The organism is Polaribacter sp., assembly GCF_051251875.1.
GTDB lineage: Bacteria > Bacteroidota > Bacteroidia > Flavobacteriales > Flavobacteriaceae > Polaribacter.
This window is the reverse complement of the sequence record NZ_JBPOGL010000036.1, coordinates 1-17,880: the sequence shown is the minus strand read 5'-3', so window position 1 is coordinate 17,880 and position 17,880 is coordinate 1. Positions and strand designations below refer to the sequence as shown.

Here is a 17,880-nt window from a genome sequence, read left to right as displayed (position 1 = left end):
AAATGAATAGAATAACAGACGCTATAAAACATCTAATTATAATAAATGTAATTTTATTTTTTGTTCCGCAACTTTTAAAATTAGATTTAACCAATGTATTAGCGCTACATTTTCCTAAAAATGAGCATTTCGGATTTTGGCAATATCTTACCCATATTTTTATGCATGGTAGTTTTGCTCATATTTTATTTAATATGTACGGTTTATGGGCATTTGGTACACCATTAGAAAAAATGTGGGGAAGAAAAAAATTCTTGTTTTTCTTTTTTTCCGCAGGAATAGGTGCTGGATTAATTTACACAATGGTTAATTATTATCAGTTTAATGGAATCTATGAACATTTTATAAACGCTGGTTTAAATAATTCTGAAATTATATCAATTTTAGAATCAGGTGAAACAAATGATAGTAGAGTTGTAGAAAATATTACTCAAGAACAATTTAATAAAATTACCTCATTATTTAACACACCAGCTGTGGGTGCATCTGGGGCAGTTTATGGCGTTTTAGTTGCTTTTGGTTTGTATTTTAAAGAAGCAAAATTGGCATTAATATTTTTCCCTGTTCCTATTGCTGCTAAATATTTTATTCCTGTAATGATTTTAGGAGACTTATTTTTTGGTATGACAAAGTATTCTGTGGGTAACATTGCTCATTTTGCACATATTGGTGGAGCACTTATTGGATTTTTATTAGCGTACTATTGGAAACAAAATCAATTTAAAATACACTAATGAATTTTATAACAGATTTAAAAAACCGTTTTCAAAAAGGGACAATTGTAGAACAACTCATCTACATAAATTTGGCTGTCTTTGTGATTACCTTGCTTTTAGGCGTTATAAACGGACTGTACAATGAACAGACTAATTTTATAGTTCAATGGTTTTCTTTAGATGATAATTATACTTCTTTAATAACCAAACCATGGACCATAATTACCTACGGTTTTATGCATGATGGCTTTTTACACATTCTGTTTAATCTTATCGCATTTTATTTTTTAGGTAATTTATTTCTAGAATATTTCAAAAAGAAAGAGCTTTTAACTTTTTATTTATTAGGAACATTTTTTGGAGGAATCTTGTACTTATTAAGCCAAAACTACTTTCCAGTTTTTAGTGGAAGCTCTTCAAGTTTGGTGGGAGCTTCAGCTGGTATATCTGCTATTTTTATTGGTATTGCTACCTATATTCCTAATTATCAATTAAACATTCGTTTTATTGGTTTTGTAAAATTGTGGTACCTAGCTGCAATTTGGGTGGGCTTAGATCTTTTGGGATTAATTGGTAACAATGGTGGTGGTCATTTTGCTCATTTAGGCGGAAGTTTGTTTGGTTTTTTATATGTAAATTATGCTAGTAATAATAAAACAAATTTCTTAGATTCGTTTTTTAATTTGTTTAAAAAGAAAAGAAAACCTTTACATACAGTATATAAATCGGAAAATAGATCTACTAAAAAACAACCAACTACAGGGTTTAATCAACAAAAAATTGATGCTATATTAGATAAGATAAGTAAATCTGGTTATGATACACTAACAAAAGAAGAAAAAGACTTTTTGTTTAAACAAGGAAAAAATAATACAAAACCCTAAGTTTGTGAAAAGTTTGTCTCTTATTAATAAAATAATTTACTTCCTAAATATAATAATTGTTACATTATTATTATTCTCCTATTTTTTACCGCTTGTTTCACCAAAATCCATTCCTGTTTTTGCTGTTTTAAGTCTTTTAGTTCCTATTTTAATTGTTGTAAACATCATTTTTGCCATTTATTGGGCTTTTAAATTAGAGAAGCATTTCTTTTTATCGGCTATCATATTAATTATTGGTTGGATTTTTTTATCGCCACTTTTTAAAATTTCAGGTAAGCATTCTTCTTTTAATGATGATGTTAAAGTAATGAGTTATAATGTTCGGTTATTTAATCATTTTAAATGGTCGGAGACCAAAGAAATTCCAGAAAAAATAAAATCGCTTATTAAAAAGAACAATCCCGATATTCTATTACTTCAAGAAAATTATAATATAAAAAAACATCTATTGTCGTATCCATATTCTTTTATAAAAACTAAAAGTAAAAGTGATCCATTTGGTATGGCTATTTATTCAAAATTCCCTATTGTAAACAAAGGATCTTTGGATTTAAAAAAAACTTTTAACAATATCATTTTTGTTGATGTTTTAAGAAAAAAAGACACCATAAGAGTGTATAACGTACATTTACAATCGTTGCATCTTGTGCCAAATAAAGAAAACTTTGGTCAAGGAGACTCTGAGAAACTCATAAAAAATTTAAAAGATAGGTTTAAGCAACAGGCAGAACAAGCTACTTTGTTTTTAAAACATGAAAAACAATGGAAAAGTAAAAAAATTGTAGCAGGAGATTTTAATAACACCGCATATTCTTGGGTTTACAATCAAATATCTAAAGATAAAAAAGATGCTTTTATTGAAGCTGGAAAAGGTTTTGGTAAATCATTTAATTATCCTTTTCCCATGAGAATAGATTTCATTTTAACAGATGAATCTGCAATCATTAATCAATATAATTCATATTCAGAAAAATATTCAGATCATTTTCCTATAATGGCAAGGGTTAATTGGTAATTTTACTAAATTAATTAAAAACAACAATATTAATCCTCATCTTCATCTTCCACTAATATAGTTACCGCAAAACGATCATCAATAGAGTCATCTCCATTCCATTCTTGCCAATATTTTAGTTTAATGCTAACCTCTCCAAGTTCTTTGGCAATAAATTCAACAACTCTTTTTCCACTACCGCCTAACGTTTTTTTATGAGTTAATTTATAATCGTTAAATATCATCTTTAACTCTTTAGGTACTTCTCCTTCCATATCCCAGGTATACCCTGTGTTTGCATTTTCTGTGAGTAAAATTTTTATAGAATCACCAATATTCACATGAATAAAACTATCATGATCTTCTTTCATTAAAATAAATTCGTCCATAATTTCTTATTTTTCAGTTAAAGTTAAAAAAACTTGGGCACTTCTGCCCAAGTTATCACATATTCTTTTCTACCAAACATATATTTCTTTAATTTGTCCACCATTAATATTAATTTTGGTGTTTCTATTATATTGTTTAGCATGTGCAGCAAGTATAGACAAAGCTACACAAGAAGAATTATTAGATGAGTTTAATTTTTTCCAACCCATTCCACTAATTGCAGCCCAAGAATTTCTTGTTTCATCTTTTGCCCACAAAGAGGTAACTTTTTTATTTTGATGCCAGACTCCGGCTCCAAAACCTTCAGTTTCATTCCCCTCTTCTTCATCGGGTGGTAATAATTCTGGTCCAAAGGATTCACTAAAAGAATCCGTGTTTTCCAAACTTTCTTGCGGTGTAGATTCTGAAGAAGATTCAATATTTAATTCTTCCATGCTTTCTTCAGGACAGTTACATTTTTTATCATCTTTCATTTTATTTGTTTTTTAGTGATTAATAATTAGGCATAAACTTCAATAATTTCGCCGTTATTCATTTTTACAGTTACAGTTCTATTCATTCCTTTGGCTGTTGCTAAATAAGTAAGCATGATATAAAAATTAGTATCATTTTTATTGCTAATTTTTTTCCATCCTTCTCCACTTAAATATACAAAAGCATTTCTAGTTGCAGAATTTGCCCAAAGACCAGTTACTTTTTTTGTTAAGTTTCCAGAATCTACAATGCCTTCAACTCCCCAAACTTCATTATCTATACCACATTGTCCGTAACCAATTTTAAAGAATCCTTGTTCTCCAAATCCTGTTCCCCAACTATTTTTACAAATCCAATATCTACCACTGTCACTATAACCAACAATACAAACACAATGTCCACCTTTTATGGTAGCACCAGCAGTTTTTCTATACACACCACTTCTATAGCTATAAAAGTCAGAATATACAGAATAACAAGCAGTAAGAGGGCCTTTTGTAGACAACCAATCTTTCATTTTACTAATAGACGTTAATTTCTTAAAACCGCTAATTTTCTTAACACTATTTTGCCATCCAGTTTTTAATCCTGTACAATTTTGATCTCCTGGTGTATAAGGATAATGTGCTTCATCTGTAACTCCTTTATCTTTAAAAGCGGCCATTGCTGGTGGTACCCACCAACCTCCTTTACTACCGCTACATCTTCTACCTTCTGCCCTAGCATGACAATAAAACAAATGAGCCTCTGAGAAGTCTACTACGTAATTAGCATCATTTCTTAATTTTCTAATTGTACCTTCTACGGTTGCTATAGTTCCAAAAGATACACAAGAACCACAACTTCTTTGGTTCTTTACAGAAGTAATAAAATTTTTACCTCCTACATTTCGTAAATCATAACTAGAAGGTGCAGAAAATGCTGTATTTGATGCTAACATGGCCATATAATCTTGAAAATTTGCTTGTGCAGCCTCTTCTTTTTCTTCTAAAGAAGGTTCATCATCTCCCGGAACATATCCTAAGAGTAAATCTTGTTCTTCTTGCGACAATTCAAAAATATCAGAATTACCAGCCTGCCAGCTGGCGCCTTCAATTTCTATCGCACTTTTTATTGATGTTAATTTTTCTGTTTGTTTAGACATAATAATTAGTTTTAAATTAAAATAATAAGAATTCTATATGTACAATTGCAGTACAAATATAGTATCAATAAAAACTAATTAGTAAGGTAAAATACTGGTTATCAACAAGGAAAAACACTGTATTTTATTATATTTGAAGGAATTTTTGGTTTTTAGCCATAAAAAAAGCCTCAACATCTGTTGAAGCTTTTTCCACTCTTAATTCAAATTCAATTCAATGAAATTTTTTGATTTGGTTTTAACAAAAGTTAGCGATTTGGAAAAATTAATCAAAAATTGAACTGTTTCTTGTTTTGGTTGCATCTGTAAATCAGACGGCTTTTTTGAGTAAAGTTGCATCATATAGTTAATTTATTAAACTGGTTACAAACAACTAACGACACCCTTTTAGTTTTATTGTTAATCTACTAAAATAATTTTATGCTTCTCTATTAGTTTTCTCATATTTATTAAAGCATATCTCATTCTTCCTAGAGCTGTATTAATACTTACGCCTGTATTTTCGCTAATTTCCTTAAAACTCATATCTTTATACATGCGCATAATTAATACTACTTTTTGTTCTTCTGGTAGTTCATTTACAAGTTCTTTAACATCCCTATAAATTTGTTCTTGTATAATTTGTTTTTCGGCATTTAGGCTACCATCGCTTAAAACCGAAAAAATATCGAATTCATCTGTATTTTTAAAAGATGGCATTCTGTTCGATTTTCTAAAATAATCAATCACTAAATTATGAGCAATTCTCATAACCCAAGGTAGAAACTTACCTTCTTCATTATAATTACCTTTCTTTAAAGTTCTAATAACTTTAATAAAGGTATCTTGAAAAATATCTTCTGTAATATCTCTATCTTGAACTTTACTGTAAATAAAACTAAACAATCTTTGTTGATGTCTTTTTATTAAAACCTCTAAAGATGCTTCCTTTCCTAGAATATAATCACTTACTAAAATACTGTCCTGAACTGTGTTTTTTCTCGCCATAACTACTTTTGAAGAACAAGTGCTCTTCTAATTTATATTAAAATAATAATTTAAAAAGTAGTTTTTTTATCTATACGCGACTAATTTTGAAATGTTTAAGGAAAACAAATATCTATATTTTAATTTAGTTTGACAACTATTTTAACATTTTGATTAACATTTATTTTAACATGCATTAAAAAATAGGTATTTTTAACCCTTATATTTTTATGAATGAAGACTGATATTTCTAAAGTAAATCCGAAAGAAAATATTATTATAAAAGGAGCAAAACTCCATAATTTAAAAAACATAGATGTTGTTATTCCTAGAAACAAACTAGTTGTAATTACTGGGCTTTCTGGCTCAGGTAAATCTTCTTTAGCGTTTGATACGTTATATGCAGAAGGACAAAGACGCTATGTAGAAAGTTTGAGTTCTTATGCGCGTCAGTTTTTAGGAAAATTACACAAACCAAAAGTAGATTATATAAAAGGTATTGCACCAGCAATAGCCATTGAGCAAAAAGTAAATTCTACAAATCCGCGTTCTACAGTTGGTACATCCACAGAAATTTACGACTATATAAAGCTATTATACGCAAGAATTGGTAAAACATTCTCTCCTATTTCTGGCAAAGAAGTAAAAAAAGATACCGTTACTGATGTTGTTAAATTTATAAAAGTGTTTAGTGATAAAACCAAACTTTTACTGCTAGCACCCATTATTATTGATGAAAACCGCGAATTAAAAACCGTTTTACAGGTTTTAGAACAACAAGGCTATGCACGTTTAAAATGGAATGATAAAGTATATAGAATTGCTGATTTTCCACAGCAAGAATATAAAAATGAAGACTTATTTTTAGTAGTTGATAGAATAATTACCAAGGATGATGAAGATTTTTACAACCGATTGGCAGATGCTATTCAAACTGCTTTTTTTGAAGGAAAAGGCGTTTGTTTTATAGAAAATTTAGCAGACAACAAAGTAGCAGAATTTAGTAATAAATTTGATTTAGACGGAATGTCTTTTCTAGAACCCAATACACATTTGTTTAGTTTTAACAATCCGTATGGTGCTTGTCCTACTTGCGAAGGTTACGGAAATGTAATTGGCATTGATGAAGATTTGGTGATTCCAAACACCGGTTTGTCTATTATGGAAGATTGTATTTTTCCGTTTAAAACACCTTCTTATATACACTATAAAGAAGAATTAATAGATGTTGCGTATCAATTTGATATTCCTATTCATAAGCCATGGTTTCAACTTACAGAAAAACAAAAAGAACTGGTTTGGAACGGAAACAAATCTTTTAACGGAATCCATCATTTCTTTACCGTTTTAGAAGAAAAAAGTTATAAAATTCAGAACAGAGTAATGCTTTCTCGCTATCGCGGAAAAACAAAATGTACATCTTGTAACGGTAAGCGTTTACGCCATGAAACCAATTTTGTAAAAATAAATAAACAAACAATTTCTGATTTAGTAACGTTGCCCTTAGATGAATTGGCTGTGTTTTTTAAGAACATAAAATTAGACAAATACGAAGCCAAAATAGGAAAACGTTTATTAACCGAAATCAACAACCGTTTACAATTTTTAACAGATGTTGGATTATCATATTTAACCATCAACAGAACTTCTAACACGCTTTCTGGTGGCGAGAGTCAACGTATTAATTTAGCAACTTCTTTAGGAAGTTCTTTGGTTGGCTCTATGTATATTTTAGATGAACCCAGTATTGGTTTACACCCAAAAGATACAGAAAGATTGATTGGTGTTTTAAAAGATTTACGCAATTTAGGAAACACAGTTGTTGTGGTAGAACATGATGAAGATATTATGAAAGAAGCCGATTATATTATTGATATTGGCCCAGAAGCAGGAACTTATGGCGGACATGTAGTTGCCGAAGGAAATTTTGAGGAAATCTTAAAATCAGATTCCTTAACTGCAAAATATTTAAACGAAGAATTAAAGATTGAAGTTCCAAAAAAACGTAGAACTTCTAAAAATAGCATTCAAATTATTGGAGCACGAGAAAACAACTTAAAAAACGTAGACGTTACCTTCCCTTTAAATTGTTTGTCTGTTATCACAGGCGTTTCTGGTTCTGGAAAAAGTACCTTGGTAAAAAATATTTTGTACCCAAGTATGCAAAAAAAATTAATAGGTTATGGAGATAAAATAGGTCAGCATACAGCAATTAAAGGAAGTTTCGAATCGTTAAAACATGTAGAATTTATAGATCAAAACCCTATCGGACGTTCATCTCGTTCCAATCCTGTAACCTATATTAAAGCCTATGATGATATTAGAGCCTTGTTTTCTAATCAGAAATTATCTACTATCAGAAATTACAAGCCCAAACACTTTTCTTTTAATGTAGAAGGCGGACGTTGTGAAGTTTGTAAAGGAGAAGGAGAAGTTACTATTGAAATGCAATTTATGGCAGATGTGCATTTAGAATGTGATGTTTGCAACGGTAAACGCTTTAAAAAAGAAGTGTTAGAGGTTAAATTTGAAGGTAAATCTATAGATGATATCCTTAACCTAACTATTGATGATGCTGTTACTTTTTTTTCTGAAAACTTAGTACCAAAAATTTCCAGTAAATTAAAACCTTTGCAAGATGTTGGTTTAGGATATGTGCAATTAGGACAATCATCTTCTACCCTTTCTGGTGGAGAAGCACAACGAATAAAACTAGCATCTTTTTTAGTAAAAGGAAACACAAAAGACAAAGCGCTTTTTATTTTTGATGAACCTACAACGGGTTTACATTTTCATGATATTAAAAAATTATTAGCCTCCTTTAATGCCTTAATTAACAAAGGGCATTCAATTATTGTAATAGAGCATAATATAGAACTCATTAAATGTGCAGATTATATTATTGATCTAGGTTTAGCCGGAGGAAAAAATGGTGGAAACCTTATTTTTCAAGGAACTCCAGAAGAATTAGCTAAAAATAAAAAATCATATACTGCAACATATTTAGCAGAGAAATTGGTTTATTAGAAGCTATTTCCCGCTTTCCATTGTATCTTTTTATAGTTGACATTGCGAAGTTTACTTATTGGTAAACTGTGGCAATCTTATAATTAGAAATAGATTGCTTCGTAAACTCGCAATCACGCATATTTAAAAGTCTCTAAAAAGGATGCCGTTTCAATCGGGACTCCTATCTTTGTAATAGTCAAAGATTTAAATATTTCAAATACATGAAAAACCTTTTCTTATTTGAGTCTTTTTTTTGTCCACATTTAACACTTTAAAATCCAACTTTTCCTTTTCATATTAACCAAGTATTTTTTTTTATTCTTCATTCATTTTAAACCGATTAGCAAACTATAAAAGGTTTTATACTTTAATAGTATTCATTTTCATACCGTATTTATAAATTATAATAATTCGAATTGAAATATGTATCTCTAAAAAAAAAATAAAAAGTGCAAGTTTTTTAAAAAAACCACATCTAATACATTAGAACTAAATTTATACCCATGAAAAACAGATTTTTTAAAAGCACACTTATTTTAGTATTTTCAATTTTAATTTCAAGTTTTGTAGCTTGTAGTGAAGATGATGATACCACCAACAATGAAACTGATGACACCTCTATTGTAGATGTAAATGCCACTTATTTTACAACAACAGATGGTTCTGTAACCATAACAACAGTTCCTTGTACTTTATCTGACGGAACTGAAACAGACTGCTACCAAATTGTTACAAGTAGTATCCCAACAGACCATCAAATAGGACCTTGGTGCCCTACAAACATTAGTGATTCTGCTGAATCTGGAGGAATATGGCTAGAAGATGGTGAAGTATATGATGTAGATGGTGCTTTTATCAAAAATTTGGCAACTTTTTACAATGACACTACTTGGATGATGTATGATGCAAATGGCGATATTTATGTGACAGAAACAGAAGATGATTGTATAAACGCAGCAAACCCAGATGTAGGAGAAGAATATGAAAACTTTTGTGTAGAATGTTTACCGTCTTATGTAACCGATTTAACGCAAACATGGTTAATTCCAATTACCCCAATATCTCAAGATAATCCTACATATTTTTCAACAGGTCCTGGAGGTCCTGGAAATACAGCGCCATCAACACGTGGTATTGCTTTAAATGGAATTGAGTTTTCAGCACCTGCTCCTGTAGATAATATTCTTGGAGCCTACACAATTGCTCCTTTTGATGATGCTGGAGGACATATAAATGTGCACCAAGGTTACCATTATCATGCAGCAACAAGTAATATTGATAATAGACAAACTATTACTCAAACTGACGGACATTCATCATTAATAGGCTATGCTTTAGACGGATTTGGTATTTATGAATTAGAAGATGCTGACGGTGTTTCTCCAACAGATTTAGATGATTTAAGAGGACATTCAGATGAAACTAGAGGTTATCATTACCATGTAGATGACGCAGGGAATAATAATTTTATAGATGGTTTAAAAGGAGCTTACGCAGTAGATTAAAAGATGAAAAAATATTTAATAATTATAATATTACTGTTTTCTAAAATAAGTTTTGCCCATAATCCCAATGCTTCAACCATAATGTTGGTTGAAAAAGAAAATAAAACGTGGGTGTTACAAATCAGTTCATCTTTAACCGCTTTTCAACAAGAAATAAAAACACATTTTGCTAAAACTCCTTATAAAACACCAGAGGAGTTTCAGCAAATGGTTCTAGAGCATGTTAAAAATAATTTAACCATTATTTTTAATGATACCCAAACTATCGAATTAAGTAAAGGAGTTGTAAAATTAGGACATGAAACTAAAGTAGTTTTTGAAGTGATAGGAGTTCCTTTAGAAATTAAAAAAGTGTTCGTAAAAAATAGCACATTTAAAGATATACACAAAAATCAAAGTGCTTTACTCCTTTTAAAATCAGGTTTTAAAAAAGAACATTTTATTTTAAATAATAAAAACAAGCATACTTTAAAATTAATTTCAGATACCAATAAATTTGTATTAGAAGGAAAAAATGAATCTCTTTTTTCAGCCTCTATAGTATCTATTTTGGTAGCATTGATTGCCTTAAGTGCATTATACTTGATATTAAAAAAACGTAAAAATAATTTATAACAAATTACTATGAAAACAATTAAAATAATTTTAAAACGTCTGCAAATAATAGGTTTTATGGCTTTTATTTTTGTGCTTTTTCTATCTGCATGTAGTAGTGATGACAATAGTGATACTTCTGGTGAAAATGAAGAAAGTACAGAAGAATTAATTAAAGAGTCTTACTTTAATACATCCTCATTAATTTCTTTTGAAAAAGTTGATTGTACATTAGAAAATGGAAGCTCTGGAGATTGTTATAAGTTAGTTTTTTCTAGCAATCCTGTAGATAATGGTCCATATTGTCCGGAAACCTTAGATGACATAGGTGGTTTAGGTATTTATGACGGTGCAACCAATCCTGGTTTTCAAGTAATGAAAGCAGACTTGTTTAACGCTATGGAAGCAGACGGTTATGATATTGTAGATGATAATGGAGATATTCATATTGATGATTTTGCTTCAGGAGCTACAAACTCAGACTACGCTTATTGTTTAGCTGCAGCTCCGGATAACGACTTACAATTAACATTTTTAATACCTGCAGTACCCGTATTAGCAACATCAAATAATACTATTGATACAGTTGAATTAATTGGAGTTTCTATAGATGGTGTGCCCATTAATGGAGACCCACCATCTGTAGTTGATGGTCCAGGTATGCAGGGAATAGCTGGTGGAAATATACCTTCTTTAGATCCTTGTGGTGGGCATCATGATCCTGCCGGATATTATCACTGGCATTTTGTTGCCGAAACCATGAATCAAGTATTAGACGCAAATGACATAAAAGATGTTTCTTGTACACTAGTAGAACAAGTTTCTGACAGTAAATTAATTGGTTTTGCAAAAGATGGATATCCTATTTATGCTTATGAAGTAGAACCATCTGGTTTAGATGATTGTGGAGGAATTACAGCCGCAACAACAGAATTCCCTGAAGGTGTTTATCATTATGTTGCAAGTAATACAGATGCTCCTAACGTTCCAAAATGTTTAAAAGGAGTTGCTGCAAATAGTAATTTTTCTTTTCAATAAATATGAAAAAGTTAGTTTTTCTGGTATTATTTCTAATAACTTCTTTTAAAGTTATCTATGCTCATAATCCATTATCTGCCATGTATTATCTTGAAGTCAAAGAAGATATAAGCATTTTAAATATAAGTTTAAGTCAAACGGGATTAAATGAATCTTTAAAAAAGCATTATCATGCTATTGAGTTTGATAAAGTATCGGGAATTGAATACAAACAGTTAGCTGTAAAATATTTGAAAGAAAACTTTCATTTAAATATTAATGGCAATGCTGTAGCACTTCAAGAAGGCGGAATAAAATTAGGTAATCATCAAACCGATTTAAAATTTGTACTAAAAGGATTGCCAACAATATTTGAAAACTTAAATATTAAGATAAACGCATTTAAAGAAAACCATCACCATCAAAGTATTTTTTCAGTACGTTTACATGAAAAAACAAGTAAGATTATCTTAAATCAAGATAATGATTATACGGCCTCCGTTATTTTTAATGACCACTTAATGATAAATAAAAATAAGTTTAATAAAAATTATTTGTGGTGTTTGGTTGTCATTCCCGTTTTTTTTATGGGAAAAAAGTTTTTACAGAAATAACCTGTTACGGATTTTGCCTTAAAAATATTTTCCTAATGATATTTTAAGTGATTATTAATAAAAAAATACACTAAGAACTAAAATTCTTATTTTAGAAATAAAGGCCACGCTTTACAATTAAAAAAAGACTGTACTATTAAAGAATATTTATTCAAACAAACAAGGTTCTAAAACAGCTCTAAAAAAACTCAGGATTTCATAAATTCTGAGTTTTTTAATATTGTTGCTTTACTTTGTAACCGGTTATTTCTAAAACAAAATTTATTAAAACACGAATTCTAATTCTTAGCATACGAATTCTAAAACAGCCAAAATTTACCTCATTTTCTCAACTACTTTTACGGTGTTATTAATCCTTAAAAAGTATAAAAATGAGCACTTTATTAAAAAAATCAGTAATCGCAGCAAGTATTATTTTAGCTGTAAGTTCTTTTATCAATTGTGATAAAAAAGAAGTTCTAAAAGATAATCAAACTTCATTAATTGCAGAAAACAACCTTGATTCCATAGAGAATTACAACGCAGTATATATTAGAAAACCCGTAGTATTTATAACAGGAATAGACCAAAGTGATGAAGTTTTTTACGCAAATGCAAGAAAGTATTTTCAACAAAAAGAATACGAAATTGTAGAAGGACAATATTCTTTAGAAGAAATTATTCTTTGGTTAAATGCCAACGTTTCTCAACTTCCTTTTGGTGAAATTCATATTGTAAACAACAGCAACCCTTTTGAAGGTTTAAACTTAGAAACTGTTGTTTTGGGTGAAAAAGTTTCTGTAGAAGCTTTGCATAAAAATACTACAGAAGGTACTTTACCTATTTTACAAAATGTAATAAATCAAGATTCAAAAATTATTTTTCATGCAACTGGTCTCTCGGAAAATGAAACGTTAATGAAAGCTTTAAAAGAGTTATTTTGTACAGAAGATACTCCTAAAGTTGTAGCTTCTTCTTATGCCACAATTTTTGGCGGAAAATTCTCTAATTATTACTTGGCAGAATCTTTTTATGTGTTCTATCCTACTGCAAACTCGCCAGGAAAAATAGATTTATCTAAAGAAATTGCAAGAAAATATCCTTCAGAAAAAGATATTAATTGGTATGATACATTACAAAATAACGAAGAAAGATATGTTGGAGAAGCGTATACAACTCAATTTAGTGTTCCTATTTTGTGGGAGTTTGATTTCCATAATTCTGATAATGAAATACCAGTTTTTACCAATAATCAAGATATTATTGAATGGGTAAATTTACAAGATGATTTAAAACTAATGTTAGATTCATATCATATTCCTGCAGAAAAATTTAGATGGACTTCCTCTGTAAAAAACAGCAAATTAACCATTAAAGGAAAAACTACTGCTTTATGTGTTTTAAAGCCTTTAATTAAACCTTACGGAGATTTAAAACACATAGAACCAGACACAAATAACAAGCGTTTATACGCAATGAAATAAACATTTGGAATAGAAATTGTAATTAAAAAAACGTTGTTACGCAAAATTTAAAATGGCGTAACAACGTTTAAATTTGTAAGTTTGTTTTAATGAAAAAAGTTGCTAAAATCATACTTCTCTTATTTGTTCTTATTTCTGTTGATGTTACTGCACAACAAAACATCTTACATAAATTTACGATTTTAGATGGATTGCCAAATGTAACCATTAATGATATTACACAAGATAAAATTGGCTACTTATGGTTGGCAACAGATAGCGGTTTGGTAGCGTTTGATGGTATAAATTTCATTACTTCTGATATTAAAAACACATCAAAAGTTAGTGCAGTTTTACATAAAAACAACACACTAATTAGTGCTTATGATAACAAGGTTTTTTTACATAAAAATGGAAAAACCATAAAATTGAGCACTAAAAAAGTTACTAAAATAATTGCTCTTAAAGATGCTATTTATTTAGCAACTACAGAAGGTATCTTTGAGTTAAAAGAGACAATCTTACAACCTTTAGCATTACATTCTAAAATAGATTTCTCTATCATTAATGACATTATTTCTTATAAAAACGAAGTTTATATTGCTACAAATACTGGATTATGGATTTTAGATAAAATTCATAATCCCACAAATATTGTTAAAATATTAGATGATAATTTTAGCACACTTCTTATAGTAAATGATTTATTACTTGGTGCAGCTAATAACAAAAACGTAAAAACAATTCACAGAAATAATATTAAAACAATAATCTCTACAAATGAACATATTAAGACGGTAAAAAAGTTAGATAATGAGTTGTGGTTAATTACAAACAACAATGGTATTGAAGTTTATAATGTTGATGATTTTTCTTTTAAACAAAAAATAAATAAGTATAATACGGCAATTTCTAATAACATTACTACGGTTTTTAAAGACTCCCAAAACTATATTTGGATTGGCACTAAAAATGATGGTTTGTATAAGTACAAAGCCTTAAATTTTACAAATTCCATAGACAAGCAACCTACAATTTATATTGAAAACATTGCTGTAAATTATGCCAATATAAATAATTTCTCAACTAAAAAACTGACTTTAAAACCAACTGAAAATAATATTTCTTTCACCTATAAAACGGTAGATTTACAAGAGCCAAAACAAGTTGAATACAGGTACAAATTAATGGGCGATTTTTCTCCTTGGAGCTCAAAAAACACTATAGAATTTGCCAATTTACAAGCTGGCAGCTACACGTTTATAGTGCAATCTAAAAAAGGAAAAGTAACTAGTAATTTAAAGCATTTTTCATTTGTAATTGAAATGCCAATTTATAAAAAAACATGGTTTTATATTTTGTGCTTTTCCTTGATACTCTTTATTACAAGCGGTTTACTTGATCTTTATATAAAAAAAATAAACAAGAGAAATCAACAAAAATTAGACAAATTAAAATTCAAAAATCACTTATTAGGTTTAGAACAAAAAGCATTGCAACTACAAATGAATCCGCATTTTATTTTTAATGTTTTAAACGGTATAAAAGCATTAGGAAATGCTGGTAAAACGAGAGAATTAAATACCACAATTTCACAATTTTCTATTCTTTTAAGAAGTATCTTAAACAATTCTAGATTAGAAGAAATTAGTTTACATGATGAAATAGAAACCCTAAAAAACTATTTAGATTTAGAACAAAAATTAAGTGCAAAAACATTTACATATACCATAAAAACAACGCTGAAGAATATAGATGCTGAAGAAATTTTGATTCCGCCAATGTTATTACAACCTTTTATAGAAAACAGTATAAAACACGGCATTTCACCAAACGCTACCGACGGTAAAATAGAAATTGATTTTGAAATAAAACATCAATTTATTGAATGTATAATTTTGGATAATGGTATTGGAATTCATCAATCTAAAAAACAAAAAACAACAACAAATCATACCTCTGTAGCTTTTGAAGTTACAAAAGAAAGAATTCAAAATTTATCTAAATATAGTGCTTTTTCTGTGGAAGAAATTATAAAAGAAAACACTATTTTAGGCACAAAAATTTGGTTTAAAATCCCTCTAAAAACTGATTTTTAAAATATGAAAAGAAGACAATTTATAAGAAAATCTACTATTGGCGCTTTAGGAGCCTGTTTTATTGGTAGTATGTATGCTTGGCAAATAGAACCATATTGGTTAGAATTTACTCATATAAAAATGCCCATTAAAAATTTGCCCAAAAATTTAATTGGTAAAAAATTAATGCAAATTAGCGATATTCATGTAGGAAATAGAATGGACCACCAATACATCATAGATTCGTTTAAAAAAGCACAATTACTACAACCAGATTTTGTGGTATATACAGGTGATTATGTTTCCTATGAAGATGAACAACAGTTTAAACAACTAAAAAAAGTTTGTAAATATATTGTGAAGGGAAATTTAGGAACCGTGGGTGTTTTAGGAAATCATGATTATGGAAAAAATTGGGTAGAACAAAATGTGGCCGATGAAATTACTGGTATTTTAGAAAAATCTGGTGTTACCATTTTAAGTAATAATGAAACCTCAATTGAAGGATTAAATATTATTGGTTTGGATGATTTTTGGGGATTAAACTTTCATCCTCAAAAAATAATGTCTCAAGTAGATAGCCACAAAGCTAATCTTGTTTTATGCCATAATCCGGATGTGTGTGATTTAGATGTTTGGTATCATTATAATAGTTGGATTTTATCTGGACATACACATGGCGGTCAAGTAAAACCACCATTTTTAACTCCGCCAATACTTCCTGTAAAAAATAATAAATATACTTCTGGAAAAATAAACTTAACTAACGGCAGAACACTTTATATAAATAGAGCTTTGGGGTTTTTACACCAAGTTAGATGCAATGTAAGACCAGAAATTACCATTTTTGAACTAGAAGAAAAATTATAATATGAAAAAACTTTCCGCAATTTTAGTAGATGATATGCCTGCTGCTTTAGAAATGCTACAAAATGACATTGTAAATTATCATACAGAAATTGAAATTATAGGAACTGCAGCATCTGTTGTGGAAGCGGCAAAATTGTTACGCAAAAAAGAACCAGATATTTTATTTTTAGACATTATGTTAGGAGATGGAACTGGTTTTGATGTTTTAGAAATTTTTCCGGATTTAAAATCAAAAATAATATTTGTTACAGCCAGTGACGCGTATGCTATAAAAGCTTTTAAGTTTGCTGCCATAGATTATATTTTAAAACCCTATTCAGAAGAAGATTTAAGAGTAGCTATAGAAAAAGTACAACATCAAATTCAGCCAGATAAAGAACAAATAAACGTTTTGCAACAAACTGTAAAAGCACCAAACACAAAACCAACAAAAATATCTTTGCATACTGCTGATAAAATTTTAGTTGTAAACATTCAAGAAATTATACGTTGTAAATCTGACAATAATTATACTACTTTCTTCTTAGAAAATAATCAAAAAATACTGGTTTCTAAAACCTTAAAATATTATGCAGATTTATTAAAAGAAGTAGGGTTTTTAAGAGTACATCAAAGTCATTTAATAAACATAAAATACATTAAAGAATTTATTAAATCTGATGGAGGCTATTTAATGCTTACAGACAACTCTAATATTCCTGTGTCCGTAAGAAAACGAAACGAAGTTTTACAGGTGTTAAATTCTTTTTAATACTACTTTTCTAGAACCTAAAAAAAGCATTGGTCTAATTACATTACTAGATTTAAAAAATACTAGTAGGCTTGGGTTAGGGATTGCAGTGGAAATCCTTTTTATGTTTCTACATATTTCAATAGCTCTTTTAAATGATTACAGGTGTTTTCAATAATATATAGACTCTGAAAAAAAATCAGCATAAAAAGATTGCAACGCAAAGCCCGACCGCGCCTTTTTTGGTGGGGTAACCTCCTAACTCTAAAATTATACACCTTTTAATTTTATTTTGTTATTCTTACAATATTTTTAAAATTTTGTAGCGGAAAAATAGAGACACAAAAAAAGCTACTTATTTCTAAGAAGCTTTGTGTTTTGGGTGGAAGACGGGACTCCTTTCGGCTCCGCTCAAGATAAACTTCTCGTCCCTTTTAATGTTTACTAAAATAG

The 17,880-nt window shown here is 29.3% G+C and carries 16 protein-coding genes; 12 read left to right on the top strand and 4 right to left on the bottom strand.

Features of this window, described 5'->3' with window-relative positions:
• Positions 1-2 precede the first annotated feature (2 nt).
• The 3 genes from ACSHW5_RS14125 to ACSHW5_RS14115 are packed head-to-tail and all read left to right on the top strand — an operon-like array spanning position 3 to position 2,615.
• Positions 3-734, top strand: a complete 732-nt coding sequence (locus tag ACSHW5_RS14125) for a rhomboid family intramembrane serine protease (protein ID WP_435676793.1) — start codon at positions 3-5, stop codon at positions 732-734.
• Positions 734-1,600: a rhomboid family intramembrane serine protease gene (locus ACSHW5_RS14120; protein ID WP_435676792.1), complete on the top strand. Its 867-nt coding sequence runs from the start codon at positions 734-736 to the stop codon at positions 1,598-1,600. Before ACSHW5_RS14125 ends, ACSHW5_RS14120 begins: the two co-directional genes overlap by 1 nt.
• Positions 1,601-1,604: 4 nt before the next feature.
• Complete coding sequence (locus tag ACSHW5_RS14115; protein WP_435676791.1) at positions 1,605-2,615, top strand: endonuclease/exonuclease/phosphatase family protein; 1,011 nt, start codon at positions 1,605-1,607, stop codon at positions 2,613-2,615.
• A gap of 29 nt (positions 2,616-2,644) precedes the next feature.
• On the opposite strand, the gene ACSHW5_RS14110 is transcribed toward ACSHW5_RS14115, so the two are convergent.
• The 4 genes from ACSHW5_RS14110 to ACSHW5_RS14095 form a co-directional block, all read right to left on the bottom strand.
• Entirely contained in the window at positions 2,645-2,983 is a 339-nt protein-coding gene (locus ACSHW5_RS14110; protein ID WP_435676790.1) for a protease inhibitor I42 family protein, read from the bottom strand.
• A 69-nt stretch (positions 2,984-3,052) separates the two neighbouring features.
• A complete protein-coding gene (locus ACSHW5_RS14105; protein ID WP_435676789.1) occupies positions 3,053-3,457 on the bottom strand; it encodes a hypothetical protein in 405 nt (134 codons plus the stop codon).
• A 26-nt stretch (positions 3,458-3,483) separates the two neighbouring features.
• Complete coding sequence (locus ACSHW5_RS14100; protein ID WP_435676788.1) at positions 3,484-4,602, bottom strand: C1 family peptidase; 1,119 nt, start codon at positions 4,600-4,602, stop codon at positions 3,484-3,486.
• Between the two features lie 399 nt (positions 4,603-5,001).
• On the bottom strand, positions 5,002-5,589 hold the full coding sequence (locus ACSHW5_RS14095) for an RNA polymerase sigma factor (RefSeq protein WP_435676787.1): 588 nt from the start codon (positions 5,587-5,589) through the stop codon (positions 5,002-5,004).
• A gap of 213 nt (positions 5,590-5,802) precedes the next feature.
• Between ACSHW5_RS14095 and uvrA the strand changes: the two genes are divergently transcribed.
• From uvrA to ACSHW5_RS14050, 9 genes are all read left to right on the top strand, one after another.
• Complete coding sequence (gene uvrA / locus ACSHW5_RS14090) at positions 5,803-8,595, top strand: excinuclease ABC subunit UvrA (protein WP_435676786.1); 2,793 nt, start codon at positions 5,803-5,805, stop codon at positions 8,593-8,595.
• Positions 8,596-9,080: 485 nt separating this feature from the next.
• Entirely contained in the window at positions 9,081-10,082 is a 1,002-nt protein-coding gene (locus ACSHW5_RS14085; RefSeq protein WP_435676785.1) for a YHYH protein, read from the top strand.
• Positions 10,083-10,085: 3 nt separating this feature from the next.
• Positions 10,086-10,697 (top strand): hypothetical protein, encoded by a 612-nt coding sequence (locus ACSHW5_RS14080; RefSeq protein WP_435676784.1) that lies wholly within the window; start codon positions 10,086-10,088, stop codon positions 10,695-10,697.
• Positions 10,698-10,706: 9 nt separating this feature from the next.
• Positions 10,707-11,714 carry a YHYH protein gene (locus ACSHW5_RS14075; RefSeq protein ID WP_435676783.1) on the top strand — a complete coding sequence of 336 codons (1,008 nt, stop codon included), beginning with the start codon at positions 10,707-10,709 and terminating at the stop codon, positions 11,712-11,714.
• Between the two features lie 2 nt (positions 11,715-11,716).
• A complete protein-coding gene (locus ACSHW5_RS14070) occupies positions 11,717-12,307 on the top strand; it encodes a hypothetical protein (protein ID WP_435676782.1) in 591 nt (196 codons plus the stop codon).
• 371 nt (positions 12,308-12,678) lie between these two features.
• Positions 12,679-13,770 carry a hypothetical protein gene (locus ACSHW5_RS14065; RefSeq protein WP_435676781.1) on the top strand — a complete coding sequence of 364 codons (1,092 nt, stop codon included), beginning with the start codon at positions 12,679-12,681 and terminating at the stop codon, positions 13,768-13,770.
• Positions 13,771-13,859: 89 nt separating this feature from the next.
• Positions 13,860-15,848, top strand: a complete 1,989-nt coding sequence (locus ACSHW5_RS14060) for a histidine kinase (RefSeq protein ID WP_435676780.1) — start codon at positions 13,860-13,862, stop codon at positions 15,846-15,848.
• 3 nt (positions 15,849-15,851) lie between these two features.
• Positions 15,852-16,697, top strand: a complete 846-nt coding sequence (locus tag ACSHW5_RS14055) for a metallophosphoesterase (RefSeq protein ID WP_435676779.1) — start codon at positions 15,852-15,854, stop codon at positions 16,695-16,697.
• Between the two features lies 1 nt (position 16,698).
• On the top strand, positions 16,699-17,448 hold the full coding sequence (locus ACSHW5_RS14050) for a LytR/AlgR family response regulator transcription factor (RefSeq protein ID WP_435676778.1): 750 nt from the start codon (positions 16,699-16,701) through the stop codon (positions 17,446-17,448).
• Positions 17,449-17,880: the final 432 nt, after the last annotated feature.

Coding starts and splice junctions, on each gene's coding strand:
- ACSHW5_RS14125 (WP_435676793.1), top strand. CDS start 3: ATGAATAGAATAACAGACGCTATAAAACATCTAATTATAATAAATGTA.
- ACSHW5_RS14120 (WP_435676792.1), top strand. CDS start 734: ATGAATTTTATAACAGATTTAAAAAACCGTTTTCAAAAAGGGACAATT.
- ACSHW5_RS14110 (WP_435676790.1), bottom strand. CDS start 2,983: ATGGACGAATTTATTTTAATGAAAGAAGATCATGATAGTTTTATTCAT.
- ACSHW5_RS14105 (WP_435676789.1), bottom strand. CDS start 3,457: ATGAAAGATGATAAAAAATGTAACTGTCCTGAAGAAAGCATGGAAGAA.
- ACSHW5_RS14100 (WP_435676788.1), bottom strand. CDS start 4,602: ATGTCTAAACAAACAGAAAAATTAACATCAATAAAAAGTGCGATAGAA.
- ACSHW5_RS14095 (WP_435676787.1), bottom strand. CDS start 5,589: ATGGCGAGAAAAAACACAGTTCAGGACAGTATTTTAGTAAGTGATTAT.
- uvrA (WP_435676786.1), top strand. CDS start 5,803: ATGAAGACTGATATTTCTAAAGTAAATCCGAAAGAAAATATTATTATA.
- ACSHW5_RS14085 (WP_435676785.1), top strand. CDS start 9,081: ATGAAAAACAGATTTTTTAAAAGCACACTTATTTTAGTATTTTCAATT.
- ACSHW5_RS14080 (WP_435676784.1), top strand. CDS start 10,086: ATGAAAAAATATTTAATAATTATAATATTACTGTTTTCTAAAATAAGT.
- ACSHW5_RS14075 (WP_435676783.1), top strand. CDS start 10,707: ATGAAAACAATTAAAATAATTTTAAAACGTCTGCAAATAATAGGTTTT.
- ACSHW5_RS14070 (WP_435676782.1), top strand. CDS start 11,717: ATGAAAAAGTTAGTTTTTCTGGTATTATTTCTAATAACTTCTTTTAAA.
- ACSHW5_RS14065 (WP_435676781.1), top strand. CDS start 12,679: ATGAGCACTTTATTAAAAAAATCAGTAATCGCAGCAAGTATTATTTTA.
- ACSHW5_RS14060 (WP_435676780.1), top strand. CDS start 13,860: ATGAAAAAAGTTGCTAAAATCATACTTCTCTTATTTGTTCTTATTTCT.
- ACSHW5_RS14055 (WP_435676779.1), top strand. CDS start 15,852: ATGAAAAGAAGACAATTTATAAGAAAATCTACTATTGGCGCTTTAGGA.
- ACSHW5_RS14050 (WP_435676778.1), top strand. CDS start 16,699: ATGAAAAAACTTTCCGCAATTTTAGTAGATGATATGCCTGCTGCTTTA.